Consider the following 17234-nt stretch of genomic DNA (forward strand, 5'->3'; position numbering starts at 1 on the left):
TCCATAGGTGCAGAGATTATCCGTGCACCCACTATCGGAGGAGGTGGTGCGGCGTGTCAACACCCCGCCACGGTTCAGGCCTGCGGCGGACGGCGGGCGCCGAACACGGCCGTGCCCACCCGGACGACCGTCGCACCCTCGGCGATCGCGGCCTCGAGGTCGCCGCTCATGCCCATGGAGAGCTGTGACGCATCGGGCGTCCCGGGAGCATGCGATGCGACCAGCTCGTCGCGCAGCCGGGCGAGCAGCGCGTACCCGGCCCGGACCTCGGCCTGGTCGGAGGAGTTCGCCCCGACGGTCTGCAGGCCGGTGAGCCGCAACCCCGGCAGGGCGGCGACCGCGAGCGCGACGTCGACGGCCGCGGCCGGCTCGACGCCGTGCTTGCTGCGCTCGCCCGACACGTTGACCTGCACCATCACGTCCAGCGGTCGGCCCCGGTCGGCGCAGCGCTCCGACAGCCGCCGAGCGAGGTCCACCGACTCCACGGAGTCCACCGAGTCCACGACCCGCAGCGCGGCGTTCACCTTGTTGGTCTGCAGGGGCCCGATCAGGTGGTACGGGACGTCGAGGTCGGTCAGCGCGGGCGCCTTGGCGACCAGCTCCTGGACGCGGTTCTCACCGAGCAGCAGCGGGCCGCCGCCCGCCGCGCGGTCGGCGAGGACAGCCGCACGGACCGCGTCGACCGGTTGGGTCTTGGTCGCCAGGAGCAGCACGACGTCGTCCGGGCTGCGGCCGGCGGCCTCCGCTGCCGCCGCGATCCGCTCGCGGACCCTCAGCAGGCGTGCGCGCAGGTCGTCGTCCACGATCACGCACGGTACCCAGACCGGCCGCGCCGCGTCCCGACGGTCCGTCGCACGCAGGTCAGCCGGCGGCGATCGGGGCGACGTGCGCGTCGGTCAGCCGCACGAGGTCGTCCGGCGCCAGGCCGACGTCCAGGCCGCGCCGACCGCCGGACACGTACACCTGGTCGTAGAGCCACACAGTCTCGTCGAGCACCGTCGGGTGGGCCGCTTTCTGGCCGAGCGGGGAGATGCCGCCCGCCACGTACCCTGTGGCGCGCTCGGCGTCGGCCCGGTCGGCCATCGCCGCGCGCTTGCCACCCACCGCGTGCGCCAGCGCCTTGAGGTCGAGCATGCCGGTGACGGGCACCACGGCCACGGTGAGGGTGCCGTCCACCTCGGCCATCAGGGTCTTGAACACCTGCCCGGGGTCGAGGCCGAGCACCGTGGCCGCCTCGAGGCCGTAGCCCAGGTCGGAGCGAGGGTCGTGCTCGTAGGTGTGCACGGTGTGCGGGGTCCCCGTCTCGGTGAGCAGCAGCAGCGCCGGGGTGCCGGTGCCGCCGCTCTTCGCGCGTGCCACGGTCAGCCAGGGTAGAGCGGCATCACAGGGCGCCGACGGCCTCGACCACCAGGCGTACCTCGCCGGCCTCGTCGCTCGCGGACAGGTCGACGACGGCGTCGATGCGCCAGTCGTGGTCGCCGCCGGGGTCGTCGAGCAGCTGCCGCACGCGCCAGGTGGTCGCGCCCGGGGTGACCTGGAAGAGGGCCGGCCCCCGGGCCGTGGCACCGGTGAGCATCTCGTCGTGGTCCTGCCAGTAGGGCTCGAGCGCGTCCGCCCAGCGATCGGCGTCCCAGGGGCGGCCCTCCTCGTCCACGTCCCCGAGCGCGGCCAGGCCGTGGACGTCGTCCCGGGCGGCCAGCTCGACGCGACGGAACAGCGCGCCGCGGACCAGGGCGCGGAACACGCGGGGGTTGCCGGTGATCGGCGGGGGCGCCTCGTCGGCCGTCGTCGGTGCGGGCTCGTCGGCCTCGTCCGGGTGCGCCAGCCGCTCCCACTCGTCCAGCAGGCTGGAGTCGGTGCGGCGCACCAGGTCGCCGAGCCACTCGACGATCTCCTCGAGCTCCTCGGTGCGGCGCTCCTCCGGGACGGTCTGGCGCAGGGCACGGTACGCGTCGGCGAGGTAGCGGAGCAGCACGCCCTCGGTGCGGTCGAGCTTGTAGAACGACACGTACTCGGCGAAGGTCATCGCGCGCTCGTGCAGGTCCCGGACGACGGACTTCGGTGCGGGGGACAGGTCGGCCACCCACGGGTTGGTCTGCCGATAGGTGGCGAAGGCCGCCGCGAGCAGGTCCGCCAGCGGCCGCTGGTACGTCACGTCCTCGAGCAGGGCCATGCGCTCGTCGTACTCGAGACCGTCCGCCTTCATCGCGGCGACGGCCTCGCCGCGGGCCTTGTTCTCCTGCGCGGCGAGCACCTGGCGCGGGTCGTCCAGCGTCGACTCGATCACCGAGACGACGTCGTGCGCGAACCCGGGGTCGTCGCGGTCGAGCAGGTCGAGCGCGGCGTAGGCGAACGGCGACAGCGCCTGGTTGAGGGCGAACCCGTGCGGCAGGTCGTGGGTCAGGCGCACCGCGCGGCGTCGACCCTTGGGTGCTGTCGGGTCGTCCACCCATTCGCGCTGCAGCACGCCGGCCGCGCGCAGCGACCGGTACACCTCGACGGCACGACGGACGTGGCGGCCACGGGCCCCCACCGGCTCGTGGTTCTCCGCCAGGAGGTGGGTCATCGCCGCCACCGGGTCGCCGGGGCGGCCGAGCACGTTGAGCACCATCGCGTGCGTCACGGCGAACGACGAGGTCAGCGGCTCGGGCGGCGCGTCCCGCAGCCGTTCGAACGTCTTGTCCGTCCAGTTCACGTGACCGGGCGGCGCCTGCTTGCGGACGATCTTGCGCACCTTGCGCGGGTCGTCACCGGCCTTCACCAGCGCCTTGCGGTTCTCGATCACGTGCTCGGGGGCCATGACCACGACCTCGCCCACGGTGTCGAAGCCGGCCCGGCCGGCGCGTCCGGCGATCTGGTGGAACTCCCGCGCCGACAGGTGCCGCATCCGCACGCCGTCGTACTTCACCAGCGAGGTGAGCACCACGGTGCGGATCGGCACGTTGATGCCCACGCCGAGGGTGTCCGTGCCGCAGACCACCGGCAGCAGCCCCTGCTGGGTCAGGCGCTCGACGACGCGCCGGTACTTGGGCAGCATGCCGGCGTGGTGCACGCCGACGCCGTGCCGCAACAGACGTGACAGCGTCCGGCCGAAGCCCGGTCCGAACCGGAAGCCGCCCAGCTCGTCGGCGATGCGGTCGCGCTGCTCCCGGGAGGCCAACGGTGTGGACAGCAGCGCCTGAGCGCGTTCGACGGCCTCCTTCTGCGTGAAGTGCACGACGTAGACCGGGGCGCGGTGGGTGTGCACCAGCTCGTCCAGCAGCTCGTGCAGCGGCTCGACGGCATAGGAGTACGTGAGGGGGACGGGCCGCTCGACGCTGGTCACCACGGCGACCGACCGCCCCGTGCGGCGGGTCAGGTCCTCGGCGAAGAACGAGACGTCGCCGAGCGTCGCCGACATCAGCACGTGCTGCGCCTTCGTCAGCTCGAGCAGCGGCACCTGCCACGCCCAGCCGCGCTGGGGGTCGGCGTAGAAGTGGAACTCGTCCATCACCACCTGGGCGACCTCGGCGTCGGGACCGTCGCGCAGCGCGAGGTTGGCCAGGATCTCGGCCGTGCAGCACAGGATCGGTGCCGTCGGGTTCACCGCCGAGTCGCCGGTCATCATCCCGACGTTGGCGGAGCCGAACATGTGCACCAGCGCGAAGAACTTCTCGCTGACCAGCGCCTTGAGCGGCGCGGTGTAGACGCTGCGGCGGCCGGCCGCGAACGCGACGAAGTGCGCGGCGGCGGCGATGAGCGACTTGCCCGACCCGGTCGGCGTGGAGACGATCACGTGCTCGCCGCTGACCAGGGCGAGCAGCGCCTCCTCCTGGTGCGGGTACAGGGCCAGGCCCTGGTCCGCCGCCCAGCCGCTGAACGCCGCGTAGAGGGCGTCCGGGTCATGGGGATCCGCGGGCACCCGGTCGACGAGGCGCTGACCCGGTGCTGCGACGGTCACCCGTCCAGTCTCCCACGGCGGGCCGGATCCCAGATGGTGGTACGTACTGTTCCGTCTCTTGAAACGGGAGGGTCGCCGACGCCTACGATGGCGTGTGTCCACCTCCACGCACCCGGACGTGTACGTCCACGGCCACCAGGAGAGCGTCCTGCGGTCGCACCGTTGGCGCACCGCCGAGAACTCCGCGGGCTACCTCCTGCCGTCGCTCGAGCCGGGCATGAGCCTGCTCGACGTCGGGTGCGGGCCGGGCACGATCACGCTCGACCTCGCCGACCGGCTGGCGCCGGGCGCGGTGGTCGGCGTCGACTCCTCGGCCGCCGTGGTGGACATCGCCCGCGAGACGGCGCGTGAGCGCGGCACCACCAACGTCGAGTTCCGCAGCGCCGACGCCTACGAGCTGCCGTTCGAGGACGGCTCGTTCGACGTGGTGCACGCCCACCAGCTGCTGCAGCACCTCACCGACCCGGTCGCCGCCCTCCGCGAGATGCGGCGGGTGGCGCGTCCGGGCGGCCTGGTCGCCGTGCGGGACTCCGACTACGCGGGCATGACGTGGTTCCCGCCGTCGCCCGGGCTCGACGAGTGGCAGGCGCTCTACCACGAGGTCACCTCGGCGCTCGGCGCGGAGGCGGACGCCGGGCGGCACCTGCTCGCCTGGGTGCGCGAGGCCGGGTTCGACCCCGACGGCATCGCGCCCGGTGCCGGCGTCTGGTCGTACGCGACGCCGCACGACCGGCGCTGGTGGGCCGGCCTGTGGGCGGAGCGGTGCGTGACGTCGAACTTCGCCGCGCAGGCGGTGCAGCACGGGCTCGCGGACGAGGTGGGGCTGGAGCTGCTGGCCGACGCATGGCGGGAGTGGGGCGAGCAGGAGGACGGCTGGTTCGCCGTGCTGCACGGCGAGGTGCTCGCCCGGGCCTGAGCGGCGCAGGTGCCGTCGGCCCGGGCTCGTCGGCCTGGTTAGGGTTGGCCCGTGCGCATCGCCAGGTTCACCACCGGCGGGGATCCCCGCTTCGCCCTCGTCGAAGGGGCTCCCGGTGACGAGGAGCTCGTCGTCATCGCCGGCGACCCGATCTTCACCCCGGTCCAGGCGACCGGTGAGCGCATCCCGCTCGCCGACGAGGGGGTGCGCCTGCTCGCACCGGTGATCCCGCGGTCCAAGATCGTCGGCGTCGGCCGCAACTACGCCGAGCACGCCGCCGAGCACGGGGTGGAGGTGCCGACCTCGCCGCTGCTGTTCCTCAAGCCGAACACCTCGGTGATCGGCCCGGACGACCCGATCGTGCTGCCCGACTGGTCGCAGCAGGTGGAGCACGAGGCCGAGCTCGCCGTGGTGATCGGCAAGGTCACCAAGGACGTCAGCCCCGAGCACGCGCTGGAGAAGGTGTTCGGCTTCACGGTCGCCAACGACGTGACGGCGCGCGACATCCAGCGCACCGACTCGCAGTGGGCACGGGCCAAGGGTTTCGACTCGTCCTGCCCCCTGGGGCCGTGGATCGTGCCCGGGCTCGACGTGGACGACCTGGCCATCAGCGCCCGCGTCAACGGTGAGACCCGCCAGTCGGGCCGGACGTCGCAGATGGTGTTCGACGTGGCGTACCTGGTCAGCTACGTCTCCGAGGTGTTCACGCTGCTCCCGGGCGACGTGATCCTCACCGGCACCCCGGCGGGTGTCGGCCCGCTGAACCACCGTGACGTGGTCGAGGTCGAGATCGAGGAGATCGGCGTGCTGCGCAACCCGGTGCTGCGCCGGTGAGCGAGCGAACCGTCGCCGAGCCGCCCGCCGGCGCGGCGGCCGCGCCGACCACCGTCGAGATGTGGACCGACGGCGCCTGCAAGGGCAACCCCGGACGCGGTGGCTGGGGCGTGCTGATGCGCTACGGCGATCACGAGCGCGAGCTGTTCGGCGGTGAGGTGCTCACCACCAACAACCGCATGGAGCTCACCGCGGTGATCGAGGGGCTGCGGGTGCTGACCCGTCCCTGCACGGTGACCCTGCACGTGGACTCGCAGTACGTGATGAACGGCGTGACCAGGTGGATCGCCGGCTGGAAGCGCAACGGCTGGAAGACCGGTGCCAAGCAGCCGGTGAAGAACCAGGACCTGTGGCAGGAGCTGGACGCCGAGCTCGCTCGGCACCAGGTCAGCTGGACATGGGTGCACGGCCACCGCGGAGACCCGGGCAACGAGCGGGCCGACCAGCTGGCGAACAAGGGCGTCCCGGCGGCCTGACCGGCGTCCGGGCGTGCGCGAGCGCCTCGATAGGGTTGTCCGGTGACCCCCACGAGCCCGATCCGCGTCCGTTTCTGCCCGTCGCCGACTGGAACCCCGCACGTGGGCCTGATCCGCACGGCGCTGTTCAACTGGGCGTACGCGCGGCACGTCGGCGGCACGTTCGTCTTCCGCATCGAGGACACGGACCCGGCGCGCGACTCGGAGGAGAGCTACCAGCAGCTGCTCGAGGCGCTGCGCTGGCTGGGCCTGGACTGGGACGAGGGCGTCGAGGTCGGTGGCCCCTACGAGCCCTACCGGCAGTCGCAGCGGATGGACGTCTACGCGGACGTCGCCCGGCGGCTCCTCGAGGGCGGCTACGCCTACGAGTCGTTCTCGACGCCGGAGGAGATCGAGGCGCGGCACCGGGCGGCGGGGCGCGACCCCAAGCTCGGGTACGACGGGTTCGACCGGGACCTGTCGGAGGAGCAGAAGGCCGCGTACCGCGCCGAGGGTCGCGAGCCGGTGCTGCGCCTGCGGATGCCGGACGAGGACGTGACGTTCGACGACCTGATCCGCGGCGAGGTGACGTTCCGGGCCGGCTCGGTGCCGGACTACGTGATCGTCCGGGCGAACGGCTTCCCGCTGTACCCGCTGGTCAACCCGGTGGACGACGCGCTGATGGGGATCACGCACGTGCTGCGCGGGGAGGACCTGCTCTCGTCCACCCCGCGCCAGGTGGTGCTGTACCGGGCGCTGCTCGACCTCGGCATCGCCACCGTCATGCCGCAGTTCGGCCACCTGCCGTACGTGATGGGCGAGGGCAACCGCAAGCTGTCGAAGCGTGACCCCGAGTCGAACCTCTTCCTGCACCGCGAGCGCGGGTTCACCCCCGAGGGCCTCCTCAACTACCTGGCGCTGCTCGGCTGGTCCATCTCGCCGGACCACGACGTGTTCAGCGTGCAGGAGATGGTCGAGGCCTTCGACGTCGCGAACGTCAACCCGAACCCCGCCCGGTTCGACCTGAAGAAGGCCGAGGCGATCAACGCCGCGCACGTGCGCCTGCTGGAGCCCGAGGACTTCCGCGACCGGCTGGTGCCGTACCTGCACGCCGCGGGGCTGGTGCCCGCGGCCACGTTCGGCGAGCTGCCCGCGGCAGCCCAGAGCGTGCTGACGCAGGCGGCGCCGCTGGTGCAGACGCGCATGACGCTGCTCGGCGAGGCCGTCGGCATGCTCGGCTTCCTCTTCGTCGCGGACGACGCGGTGGTGGTGGAGGACGACGCTCGCGGCGGGCTCAAGGACGACGCGGCGACGATCCTGGACGCGGCGACCGACGCACTGCAGCAGCTGGCGACCGACGGGTTCACGACGGCGGCCACGCAGGACGCGCTGCAGGCGGCGCTGATCGACGGCCTCGGCCTCAAGCCCCGGCTGGCCTACACACCGCTGCGTGTCGCGCTGACCGGTCGGCGGGTGTCGCCGCCGCTGTTCGAGTCGATGGAGATCCTCGGCCGCGACGCCACCCTGGCGCGTCTGGCGGCGCTGCGGGCGGCGCTGTGACGGCTGCCGCGCCGCGCGCGGGCGCACGGCTGGACGGCGTGCTGTTCGACATCGACGACACCCTTGTGGACACCCGCGGCGCGTTCCGCGCCGCGTTCGAGGTGATCGCCCACCGCTACCTGCCGGACCTGCCGCCCGAGCGGCTGCCGGAGGTGCTGGCGACCTGGCGGGCCGACGCGAGCGGCCACTACCGGGCGTACACCCGTGGGGAGACCGGCCACCGCGAGCAGCGCATGGCGCGGGCGAACGAGCTGCACGCGCTGTTCGGCGGCCGTGAGCTGGACGACGCCGCCTTCGAGGCCTGGGACCAGGTGTTCGAGGGTGGCTTCACCGCGGCCTGGGCCGCCCACCCGGAGGCGTCCGCGGTGATCGACCAGCTGCTGGCGGCGGGACTGCAGGTCGGCGCCCTGTCGAACGCGCACGTCGCCTACCAGACCGACAAGCTGGCGCGGACCGGCTTCCTCGACCGGGTCCCGATGCTGGTGGGGATCGACACGCTCGGCATCGGGAAGCCCGACCCGTCGGTGTTCCTCGAGGCCTGCCGGCTGCTCGGCACCGAGCCCGCGCGCACCGCCTACGTGGGCGACGAGCTCGACGTCGACGCGGTGGCGGCTGCCGAGGCGGGCCTGCTCGGCGTCTGGGTGGACCGCCCGGGTGGCCGGCGCGTCCCGGTGTCCGAGCAGCAGATCGCCGACGCGGACGTGCTGGTGATCCACAGCCTCGCCGAGCTGCCCGAGGCGCTCGGCGTCTGAGCGGACCGGTCAGCGGCGGGGGAGCGGCGCGGCAACCGCCGGTCAGCGACCCGGCAGCGGGTCCAGCAGCTCGAGCACCTCGTCGTGCAGGCGTCCGTTGGTCACCAGCGCGGAGCCGCCGAGCGGACCGGGCACGCCGCGCACGGAGGTGAACCGGCCGCCCGCCTCGGTGACGATCGGCACCAGGGCCGCCATGTCGTGCAGCGCCAGCTCCGGTTCCGCCGAGACGTCCACGGCGCCCTCCGCGACGAGCACGTGCGACCAGAAGTCGCCGTAGGCGCGGGTGCGCCACACCTTCCGGGTGAGGTCGAGGAACTCCGGGAGCCGGCCGCGCTCCTCCCAGCCCGAGAGGCTGGAGTAGGAGAGCGAGGCGTCGGCGAGCCGGTCGACGGCCGACACGTGGATCTGCCGCGCAGCGGCCAGCGACCGTCCCGTCCAGGCGCCCGAGCCGGTGGCTGCCCACCAGCGCCGGTTCAGTGCGGGGGCGCTGACCACGCCCACCACCACGTCGTCGCCCTCCATCAGCGCGAGCAGCGTCGCCCACACCGGGACACCCCGCACGAAGTTCTTGGTGCCGTCGATCGGGTCCACCACCCAGCGCCGCGGCCCGTGGCCCGTGTCCGCCAGCTCCTCACCGTGCACGGCGTCCCGGGGCCGCGTCCGCGACAGCTGGGACCGGACCAGCTCCTCCGCCGAGCGGTCCGCATCCGTGACGGGCGTCAGGTCGGGCTTCGTCTCGACGTGCAGGTCCTGGGCGCGGAACCGCTCCGTGGTCAGCGCGTCCACCTGGTCGGCGATCACGTGGGCCAGTCGCAGGTCGTCGTCGTACCCGGGGCGCGAGCCCATCGTGGAGTCCCTCCGGTCGGCGGCGCCGGTCGGCCGCGTCGCCGTCACGCTAGCGCGCCGGGTGGGGGGCCCAGGGCGCCGGTCCGGCGCGGCGTGTCAGCGTTCGGTGCGGTCGTCCGGGTCGGCGGTGCCCGTGCGGGCTGCGAGCAGGCGGCGGAACGAGTCGAGCCGCGCGGCACGGGCGGCACGTGCGGCGTCGTCCGGCGCGGCGGACACCCAGTCGTCCAGCGCGCAGTCCGGGGCGTCGCCGGCGTGCGTGCACCCCCGCGGGCACGCCTGGGCGACCTCGGCCAGATCGGCGAACGCCGCGAGCAGGTGGGCGGGCTCCACGTGGGCGAGGCCGAACGAGCGCACCCCGGGCGTGTCGACCACCCACGTGACCGGACCCTCACCGGGCACCCGCAGCGCGACCGCCGAGGAGGAGGTGTGCCGGCCGCGTCCCGTGGTGTCGTTCACCGCGCCGGTCGCCCGGTACGCCCCGGGCACCAGGGCGTTCACCAGCGTGGACTTGCCCACGCCCGAGTGGCCGACGAGCACCGACACCTTGCCCGCGAGCGCCGAGCGGACGTCCTCGAGACCGGACACCAGCCGGTCGCCGTCCATGCCGGTCACCAGCACCCGGACGCCCACGGGCGTGTACATCGCGCTGAGGGGCGCTGGGTCGGCCAGGTCGGCCTTCGTCAGCATCAGCACCGCCGACATGCCGGCGTCGTACGCCGCCACGACGCACCGGTCGATCATCCGCGGGCGGGGTTCGGGGTCGGCGAGCGCGGTGACGATCACCAGCTGGTCCGCGTTCGCGACGATGACCCGCTCGACGGGGTCGGTGTCGTCGGCCGTCCGGCGCAGCGCCGTCCGGCGTTCCACGATGCGCACGATGCGGGCCAGCGTGCCCGTGTCGCCGGTCGTGTCGCCCACGACGTCGACCAGGTCGCCCGGCACCACGCGCTCGCGGCCGAGCTCGCGTGCCTTCATCGCCACCACGGGCTGCTCGTCAGGACCGCCCGCGTCCACCAGCACCGCGTACCGGCCGCGATCCACGCCGGTGACCATGCCGACCCGCGCGTCGGCGTGCTCGGGCCGCTGCTTGGTCCGCGGCCGAGAGCCGCGGCCGGGGCGCACCCGGACGTCCGACTCGTCGTACCGCCGCACCGCCATCAGGCAGGCGCCCCGTTCCCGGCCAGCATCGCGGTCCACATCCCGACGAAGTCGGGGATCGTCTTGGCCGTGGTCGCGACGTCGTCCACCTCGACGCCCGGGACCGCCAGCCCGATCAGCGCGCCCGCGGTCGCCATCCGGTGGTCCGCGTAGCTGTGCCAAACCCCACCGGTCAGCGGGCGGGGGGTGATGACCAGTCCGTCCGACGTCTGCTCGGCCCGGCCGCCCAGGCCCGTGATCTCGGCGGCCAGCGCCGCCAGACGGTCCGTCTCGTGACCGCGCATGTGCCCGATCCCGCGGAGCCGGGTGGGGGAGTCGGCGAGGACTGCCAGCGCGGCCACCGTCGTGGCGAGCTCGGACGCCGCACGCAGGTCGAGGTCGACCCCGTGCACGGCACCCGTGCCGCCGACGGTCAGCACGTCGCCGACGAGGGTCGCGGTGCCGCCCATGCTCGTCAGGATGTCCGGCAGCAGGGCTCCGGGCTGCGTGGTGGTCGCAGGCCAGCCGGGCACGGAGACCGTCCCGCCGGTCACCAGCGCGGCGGCCAGGAACGGTGCGGCGTTCGACAGGTCCGGCTCCACCCGGACGTCCCGACCCGCGATCGCGCCTGGCAGCACCTGCCAGATCGCCGGGCGGGAGTCGTCGACCCGCACGCCCGCGGCGCGCAGCACCTCGACCGTCATCTGGATGTGCGGCAGGGACGGCAGCGTCGGTCCGGTGTGTCGCACCGTCAGGCCGTCCCGGTAGCGTGCGCCGGCGAGCAGCAGCCCGGAGACGAACTGGCTGGAGCCGCTGGCGTCGACGTCGACCTGACCGCCGTCCACCGCACCGTGCCCCCGCACCGTGAACGGAAGCCTCCCGGGCTCACCCTGCTGCTCGACGTGCACGCCGAGCGCCCGCAGGGCGTCCAGCACGGGCCCCATCGGCCGCACCCGCGCCTGCGCGTCCCCGTCGAAGTGCACGGTTCCGTCGGCCAGCGCGGCAACGGGCGGCAGGAACCGCATCACGGTGCCGGCCAGCCCGCACTCCACCGTCACACCCCCCAGGACGGGCCCGGGGTCCACCAGCCAGTCGCCGTCCTCCTCGACCACGCGGCTGCCCAGGGCACCGAGCGCCGCCGCCATCAGGCGGGTGTCGCGGGACTGCAGCACACCGTGCAGGCGGCTGGGCCCGGAGGCGAGCGCCGCGAGGACCAGGTACCGGTTCGACAAGGACTTCGAGCCGGGGACCTCGACGACCGCGTCGAGCGGACCGACGGCGGAGGGTGCTGGCCAGGGTGCTGGCCGAGGCGCTGGCCGGGGGGCGTCGGTCATGGCTGCAGGGTACCGGCGAGGTCGTTTCCGTCCGCGGCCGGTCCGCGCCACCCGTCAGTCGTCCGCCGTCGCCTCACGCACCGCGTCCTTGACGGCTGCGCGGGTGTCCCAGGCGTTCTGCCAGCGCCACGCCAGCCCTGGGCGGCCCTCGTGGTCCGCCGCCGCCAGCAGCGCACCGCCGGTGGCGGACACCGCCGACCAGAACCGGCGTCGCCGCACGGCACGCGCGCTCGGCTGGTCGAGGGTCGCGACCGTCACGCCGCGGCCCGCCGGGGCGTTGACCAGGGCGACCGGTGCCGCGAGCGCGGCCAGCGCCAGCGCGGAGGTCCGCGGGGCACGTCCGGTCGCCAGCATCCCGCCGGCGACCAGCATCGCGGCCCCGTGCAGCCGCACGGCGGTGGTCAGCTGCCGGTCGCTCAGCTCACGGCCGAGCGCGTGGTCGAGCACGGCCTGCACGTCGACGCCGTACCGGTCGTCGAGCACGCGCTCGGCGCCGCTGAGGTGCGCGTACCGCGCCAGGCGTGCCCGCAGGGCCGTCACGCCGTCCCGCGCCGCGGTCGCGTGGGCGGAGGGATGCCGCACGGCGTCCAGCCCCTCGACCAGGAACCACGAGGCGAACATCGGACGGGCGACGCGGCGCAGCAGCACGGCAGACCTCCTCGGGACCGCGCACCGACGCCGGTGCGTACGCCCACGCTAGCGCCGGGGGAATGACCCCGCCGGGCGCCGGTGTTGCAGCCACCATGACCTGTGTGCTCGACCGCCCCCGTGCGGCAGACCGCTCCACGGACGAGGTGCTCGGCATCCCACCGGTCGCGACGACGGCCGTGTGGGCCCCGTACTCGGCGGACGTCCGGGTGCGACGGCTAGGCTCGGCGCCGATGAGCGACGACACCACGCGGGCCCCCCAGGGCGAGGGCGACTCCGCGCGCGCCGAGCGGTTCGAGGCCGAGGCCCTGGTCTACCTGGACCAGCTGTACGGCGCTGCCCTGCGGATGACGCGCAACCCGGCGGATGCCGAGGACCTGGTGCAGGAGACGTTCGCCAAGGCGTTCGCGGCCTTCCACCAGTACCGCCCCGGGACCAACCTCAAGGCGTGGCTGTACCGCATCCTCACCAACACCTACATCAACTCCTACCGCAAGAAGCAGCGGGAGCCGCAGCAGTCCCACGCCGAGGAGGTCGAGGACTGGCAGCTGGCCCGCGCCGAGTCGCACACGTCGACCGGGCTGCGCTCGGCCGAGGCCGAGGCGCTCGACCACCTGCCGGACTCGGACGTGAAGGACGCCCTCCAGCGCCTGCCCGAGGACTTCCGGATGGCCGTGTACTACGCGGACGTCGAGGGCTTCGCGTACAAGGAGATCGCCGAGATCATGGGCACTCCCATCGGAACAGTGATGTCCCGGCTGCACCGCGGCCGGGCACAGCTGCGCGAGCTGCTGCACGACTACGCCCGCGACCGCGGGCTGGTGCCGAGCGGCCCCGCCGCACCGGAGGCATGACGATGACGCACCTGCAGCCGGACGACGACGCCCGGCCCGAGCTCGGTCAGCACACGCACGCCGAGGACGACCCCTGCGCGGCGGCCGTCGAGCGCCTCTGGTCGTACGTCGACCACGAGCTCGACGTCAGCGAGGCCGACGAGCTGCGCGAGCACCTCGCCGAGTGCACGCCGTGCCTCGAGGAGTACGGGATCGACGTGGTGCTCAAGACGGTCGTGCGCCGCGGCTGCCAGGAGTCGGCGCCGGAGACGTTGCGCGTCCGGATCCACCAGACGCTGCTGCGCGGCGGGGCCGAGCCGCAGGCCTGACGCGTCGGCCGCGAGCTCCCGCGCCGCTGCGCCCGGGGCGGACCGTCGGCGACCGGTCAGCGTGAGCAGGGACGACGAAGGCCCCGACCGGACGGTCGGGGCCTCGCGTGCATCACGGCTCAGGCGTTGGGGCGCTTGCCGTGGTTGGCGGCGCTGCCGGCGCGGGACTTGCGCTTGCGACCACGCTTGCTCATCGGGTTCTCTCCTCGGCTGGGGGTACGGCTGCGGCGCACGGCGGTGCGCGACGTCGTCGTCCATGGTCCCACACCGGACGAGGAGGCTCGTTCGCGGCGAGGGTCGGGTGCCTGCGCCGGCGGCGGAGGCTCAAGTCGGCGAGCCCGCCAGCCGATGACCGCAGGGTGAGCGCGCAGATCCAGTCCGTCATCCCGTTCCTGCACGCGCTGGCCAGCACGGGCGGCTCCGACCTGCACTGCAAGGTCGGCTCGGCGCCGCGCGTCCGCGTGGACGGCCGGCTGCGCAAGCTGCAGGCGCCCGAGCTCACCCCCGCGGACACCGAGCGGATGCTCGAGGAGGTGCTGCCGGACGACCTCGTCGAGGTGTTCCGGCGCTCCCGCGAGGCCGACTTCGCCTACTCGCTGCCCGGGGTGGGGCGGTTCCGCGTCAACGCCTACCAGGCCCGCGGTGCGTACGGGCTCGTCTTCCGGCGGGTCGCAGTGGGGGCCCAGTCGCTGAGCGAGCTGGGGCTGCCCGAGGTGGTGGGGGAGCTCGCGCTCGAGCCCCGCGGCCTCGTGCTGGTGACCGGCCCGACGGGGTCCGGCAAGACGACGACGCTCGCGTCGATGGTCGACCTGGTGAACTCGTACCGCGAGGTGAACATCATCACCATCGAGGACCCGATCGAGATCCTGCACTCGGACAAGAAGGCGATCGTCTCCCAGCGTGAGGTGCGTCAGGACACGGCCGACTTCGCGGTGGCGCTGCGCGCCGCGATGCGGCAGGACCCCGACGTGATCCTGGTGGGCGAGATGCGCGACCAGGAGACGGTCCGCGCCGCGCTGTCCGCCGCGGAGACCGGCCACCTGGTGATGTCGACGCTGCACACGATCGACGCGCCCGAGACGATCAACCGCATCGTCGACTTCTTCCCTCCGCACGAGCAGAAGCAGATCCGCATCGCCCTGTCCCAGTCCCTGCGCGGGATCGTCTCGCAGCGGCTCGTCCGCAAGGCAGACGGCACCGGCCGGCGTCCCGCGGTCGAGGTGATGGTCAACACCGGCCGCACGGCCGAGGCGATCGTCGAGCCCCTCGACAACCCGCCACTGATCGACCTGATCCGCGACGGCGAGTTCTACAAGATGCAGACCTTCGACCGGCACCTGTTCAGCCTCGTCCGTGACGACGTCATCACCTACGAGGAGGCGCTCGCGGCCTCGTCGAACCCGCACGACCTCACGGTGGAGCTCAAGGCCGCCGGCGTCGTCGTCTGACGCGCTCCCGACCCTCGCAGCACCCGCGGAGCCCGCACCCTCGGCCGCAGCACGGCCCGGTGCGGGCTCTCGCGTCGTCGGCACCTCACGCGGCCCTTGTCCCGCCGCAAGACGCGATATATCGTGAGCCTTGACGAGATATATCGCGAAACTGAGGAGGGGTCATGCCCACGGAGTCCTGGGTGGTCGACGGGCCGCGCGTGATCGAGCTGGAGCAGGTCACCGCCGTCCGGGTCGGGCTGGTGGCGGGACGGGTCGACGTCGTCGCGCACGACGAGCCGGGCGTGCGGCTCGAGGTGCACTCCGTCGACGGCCGTCCGCTCGAGGTGACGCTGTCCGACGGCGAGCTGCGCGTCGGGTACGCGTTCACGCTCGGCGGCTGGGAGGGGTTCCTGGAGACGGTGCGCAACTTCCGCGGCCGGGACCGGGCCGACGTGCACGTGGCGGTGCCGCGAGAGATCGCGGTGCGCCTGGGCACGGTCAGCGCCGACGGCCTGCTCGCCGGCGTGCAGCAGGACTGCGCGGTCTCGACGGTGTCCGGGTCGGTCGTCGTGGACGGCACCCGTGGACGGCTGAGCGCCAACACGGTGTCCGGCGAGATCGCCGTGCGCGACCACCGCGGCGACCTGCGGATCACCAGCGTGTCCGGCGACGTGGCGGCGTCCGGCCAGCTCGTCGTCGTGCAGGGCACGACGGTGTCCGGCGCCCTGACGCTCGACACCACCGCGGAGGCGTCGTCGTTCACCGTCAGCTCGGTCTCGGGCGACGTCACCGTCCGGCTGCCGCTCGACAAGGGGCTGCGGGCGACGGCGCACACCGTCTCGGGACGGCTGGTGGTGGACGGGCAGGAGTACAAGGGCACGTCGCCGGGCCAGAAGTCGGTGGACCTCAGCTCCGGCGACGGCAGCTGCTACCTGACGGCCAACACGGTGTCCGGGCACGTCACCGTGCTGCGCGGCGTCGCGGCCACCGCATGATGGCCTCGGTGTTCGCCCACGGTCAGCTGCGCCTGTACCTGCTCGCGCTGCTGGAGGACGGTCCCCGGCACGGCTACGAGCTGATCACGGCGCTCTCGGACCGGTTCGGCGGCACGTACCGACCCAGCGCGGGCACGGTGTACCCCCGGCTCGCCCGGCTCGAGGAGGAGGGGCTCGTCGTGCGGACGGACGAGGGTCGCAAGACGACCTACGCGCTGACGCCGGCGGGCCGCGCCGAGCTCGAGGACCGTCGGGACGACCTCGCGGACCTCGAGGCCGGCATCGCCGAGACGGTCCGCGATCGGGCCCTGCAGCTGCGGGACGACGTGCGGGACGCGATGCGGGGGCTGCGCGCGGACCTCGCATCGGCCGCCCAGCAGGCCCGTGCCCACGCGGTGCCGGCGCCGGCGGCGCCCGCCGACGAGGCGCGGACGGCGTCGCACGTCAACCGGATGGAGGCCGACGCCCTGGTGCGGCGGTTCGCCGACGAGCTGCGTGCGGACCTGCGGCGAGCGGACGCGGGACCGGGGGTGGCCCCGCTGACCGTGGACACCGTCCGGACGGTGCTCGACCAGGCGCTGCGGGCGGTGCGGGGCACGCTGCCGCGCTAGCGGCAGCGGTCAGGCGTCGTCCGGTAGGCCGAGCCAGGTGTGCCAGCCGGTGTGCAGCACCAGCCACGCGATCAGCCCGTACCCGGCCTGGCCGGGCAGCTGCCCGTCGCCCGCGGCGAGGTCCGCCAGCCACTGGTCGTGGGCGACCAGCGGGGTGTACGTGTCGACGTACGGCACGCGCCGCCGCCCCGCCACGTCGGCGTAGGCCGCGGACAGCTCGGCGAGGTGCTGCGCCTGGTCGGGTGAGCCGGGCGGCGGCCCGACGACGAAGGCGGGGACGCGGCGCTGCTCGGCGACGTCGAGGATGTTGGCCAGGTTCAGCCGGCTGCGTGCCAACGAGAGGCCGGCGTCCGCATCCGCCCGTCCCAGCGCGACCACCAGCCGGTTGTCGGCCTCGGGGACCCAGCGACGGGACGCCTCGAGGTCCCACCGGGCGCCGAGCTGGGTGGTGTTCTCGCCCGGCACCGCGAGGGTCAGCACGGCCAGCGGTCCGGGCGTGCTGGTGCGGGCCGCGACGCGTCCCACCCACCCGAGCGCCCGTGGGTCACCTGCGCCTGCCGCGAGCTCGTCCCCGACCACCACCAGCCTGACCGGCAGGTCAGCCACGCCCCTCA

19 protein-coding genes are annotated in these 17234 nt (G+C 73.8%); 10 read left to right on the forward strand and 9 right to left on the reverse strand.

The window, feature by feature from the left end:
* Positions 1-74: 74 nt before the first annotated feature.
* Genes QMF98_RS05405 through QMF98_RS05415 form a run of 3 tightly spaced genes read right to left on the reverse strand, consistent with a single transcriptional unit; the run spans position 75 to position 3940 of the window.
* Complete coding sequence (locus QMF98_RS05405; RefSeq protein ID WP_337975014.1) at positions 75-803, reverse strand: YggS family pyridoxal phosphate-dependent enzyme; 729 nt, start codon at positions 801-803, stop codon at positions 75-77.
* Between the two features lie 58 nt (positions 804-861).
* Positions 862-1359, reverse strand: a complete 498-nt coding sequence (gene ybaK, locus QMF98_RS05410; protein WP_337975015.1) for a Cys-tRNA(Pro) deacylase — start codon at positions 1357-1359, stop codon at positions 862-864.
* 22 nt (positions 1360-1381) lie between these two features.
* Positions 1382-3940, reverse strand: coding sequence for a DEAD/DEAH box helicase (locus QMF98_RS05415; protein WP_337975016.1), 2559 nt, complete (start codon positions 3938-3940; stop codon positions 1382-1384).
* Positions 3941-4034: 94 nt separating this feature from the next.
* On the opposite strand from QMF98_RS05415, the gene QMF98_RS05420 reads away from it, so the two are divergent.
* The 5 genes from QMF98_RS05420 to QMF98_RS05440 are packed head-to-tail and all read left to right on the forward strand — an operon-like array spanning position 4035 to position 8457.
* Positions 4035-4856, forward strand: coding sequence for a methyltransferase domain-containing protein (locus QMF98_RS05420; protein ID WP_337975017.1), 822 nt, complete (start codon positions 4035-4037; stop codon positions 4854-4856).
* A 51-nt stretch (positions 4857-4907) separates the two neighbouring features.
* Complete coding sequence (locus QMF98_RS05425; protein WP_337975018.1) at positions 4908-5690, forward strand: fumarylacetoacetate hydrolase family protein; 783 nt, start codon at positions 4908-4910, stop codon at positions 5688-5690.
* A gap of 59 nt (positions 5691-5749) precedes the next feature.
* On the forward strand, positions 5750-6166 hold the full coding sequence (rnhA, locus tag QMF98_RS05430) for a ribonuclease HI (protein ID WP_291762717.1): 417 nt from the start codon (positions 5750-5752) through the stop codon (positions 6164-6166).
* Positions 6167-6208: 42 nt separating this feature from the next.
* Positions 6209-7705, forward strand: a complete 1497-nt coding sequence (gene gltX / locus QMF98_RS05435; protein WP_337975019.1) for a glutamate--tRNA ligase — start codon at positions 6209-6211, stop codon at positions 7703-7705.
* Entirely contained in the window at positions 7702-8457 is a 756-nt protein-coding gene (locus tag QMF98_RS05440) for an HAD family hydrolase (protein WP_337975020.1), read from the forward strand. Before gltX ends, QMF98_RS05440 begins: the two co-directional genes overlap by 4 nt.
* A 42-nt stretch (positions 8458-8499) precedes the next feature.
* Here the strand turns inward: QMF98_RS05440 and hisN are convergent, their stop codons facing one another.
* The 4 genes from hisN to QMF98_RS05460 all read right to left on the reverse strand — a co-directional run bounded on the left by hisN (position 8500) and on the right by QMF98_RS05460 (position 12422).
* Positions 8500-9303: a histidinol-phosphatase gene (gene hisN / locus QMF98_RS05445; RefSeq protein ID WP_337975021.1), complete on the reverse strand. Its 804-nt coding sequence runs from the start codon at positions 9301-9303 to the stop codon at positions 8500-8502.
* Between the two features lie 96 nt (positions 9304-9399).
* On the reverse strand, positions 9400-10461 hold the full coding sequence (rsgA, locus tag QMF98_RS05450; RefSeq protein WP_337975552.1) for a ribosome small subunit-dependent GTPase A: 1062 nt from the start codon (positions 10459-10461) through the stop codon (positions 9400-9402).
* On the reverse strand, positions 10461-11774 hold the full coding sequence (aroA, locus tag QMF98_RS05455; RefSeq protein WP_337975022.1) for a 3-phosphoshikimate 1-carboxyvinyltransferase: 1314 nt from the start codon (positions 11772-11774) through the stop codon (positions 10461-10463). The genes rsgA and aroA overlap by 1 nt, the downstream gene beginning before the upstream one ends.
* A gap of 54 nt (positions 11775-11828) precedes the next feature.
* On the reverse strand, positions 11829-12422 hold the full coding sequence (locus QMF98_RS05460; protein ID WP_337975023.1) for a DoxX family protein: 594 nt from the start codon (positions 12420-12422) through the stop codon (positions 11829-11831).
* Between the two features lie 95 nt (positions 12423-12517).
* Here QMF98_RS05460 and QMF98_RS05465 point away from each other — a divergent pair, with 95 nt between their 5' ends.
* On the forward strand, positions 12518-13276 hold the full coding sequence (locus tag QMF98_RS05465; protein WP_490715649.1) for a sigma-70 family RNA polymerase sigma factor: 759 nt from the start codon (positions 12518-12520) through the stop codon (positions 13274-13276).
* Positions 13277-13278: 2 nt separating this feature from the next.
* A complete protein-coding gene (rsrA, locus tag QMF98_RS05470; RefSeq protein WP_337975025.1) occupies positions 13279-13584 on the forward strand; it encodes a mycothiol system anti-sigma-R factor in 306 nt (101 codons plus the stop codon).
* Positions 13585-13703: 119 nt separating this feature from the next.
* On the opposite strand, the gene QMF98_RS17000 is transcribed toward rsrA, so the two are convergent.
* Entirely contained in the window at positions 13704-13778 is a 75-nt protein-coding gene (locus QMF98_RS17000; protein WP_378103088.1) for a 50S ribosomal protein bL37, read from the reverse strand.
* Between the two features lie 165 nt (positions 13779-13943).
* Here QMF98_RS17000 and QMF98_RS05475 point away from each other — a divergent pair, with 165 nt between their 5' ends.
* The 3 genes from QMF98_RS05475 to QMF98_RS05485 all read left to right on the forward strand — a co-directional run bounded on the left by QMF98_RS05475 (position 13944) and on the right by QMF98_RS05485 (position 16620).
* A complete protein-coding gene (locus tag QMF98_RS05475) occupies positions 13944-15032 on the forward strand; it encodes a type IV pilus twitching motility protein PilT (protein WP_337975026.1) in 1089 nt (362 codons plus the stop codon).
* Between the two features lie 164 nt (positions 15033-15196).
* Positions 15197-16009 carry a DUF4097 family beta strand repeat-containing protein gene (locus tag QMF98_RS05480; protein ID WP_337975027.1) on the forward strand — a complete coding sequence of 271 codons (813 nt, stop codon included), beginning with the start codon at positions 15197-15199 and terminating at the stop codon, positions 16007-16009.
* Entirely contained in the window at positions 16009-16620 is a 612-nt protein-coding gene (locus QMF98_RS05485; protein ID WP_337975553.1) for a PadR family transcriptional regulator, read from the forward strand. The genes QMF98_RS05480 and QMF98_RS05485 overlap by 1 nt, the downstream gene beginning before the upstream one ends.
* A gap of 9 nt (positions 16621-16629) precedes the next feature.
* Here QMF98_RS05485 and QMF98_RS05490 read toward each other — a convergent pair whose 3' ends face one another.
* The gene (locus QMF98_RS05490) at positions 16630-17226 is read right to left on the reverse strand and encodes a GDSL-type esterase/lipase family protein (RefSeq protein ID WP_263732473.1); all 597 of its coding nucleotides are present in this window, start codon (positions 17224-17226) and stop codon (positions 16630-16632) included.
* Between the last annotated feature and the right edge of the window lie 8 nt (positions 17227-17234).

It is taken from the genome of Cellulomonas sp. NTE-D12 (assembly GCF_027923705.1).
Lineage (GTDB): Bacteria > Actinomycetota > Actinomycetes > Actinomycetales > Cellulomonadaceae > Cellulomonas.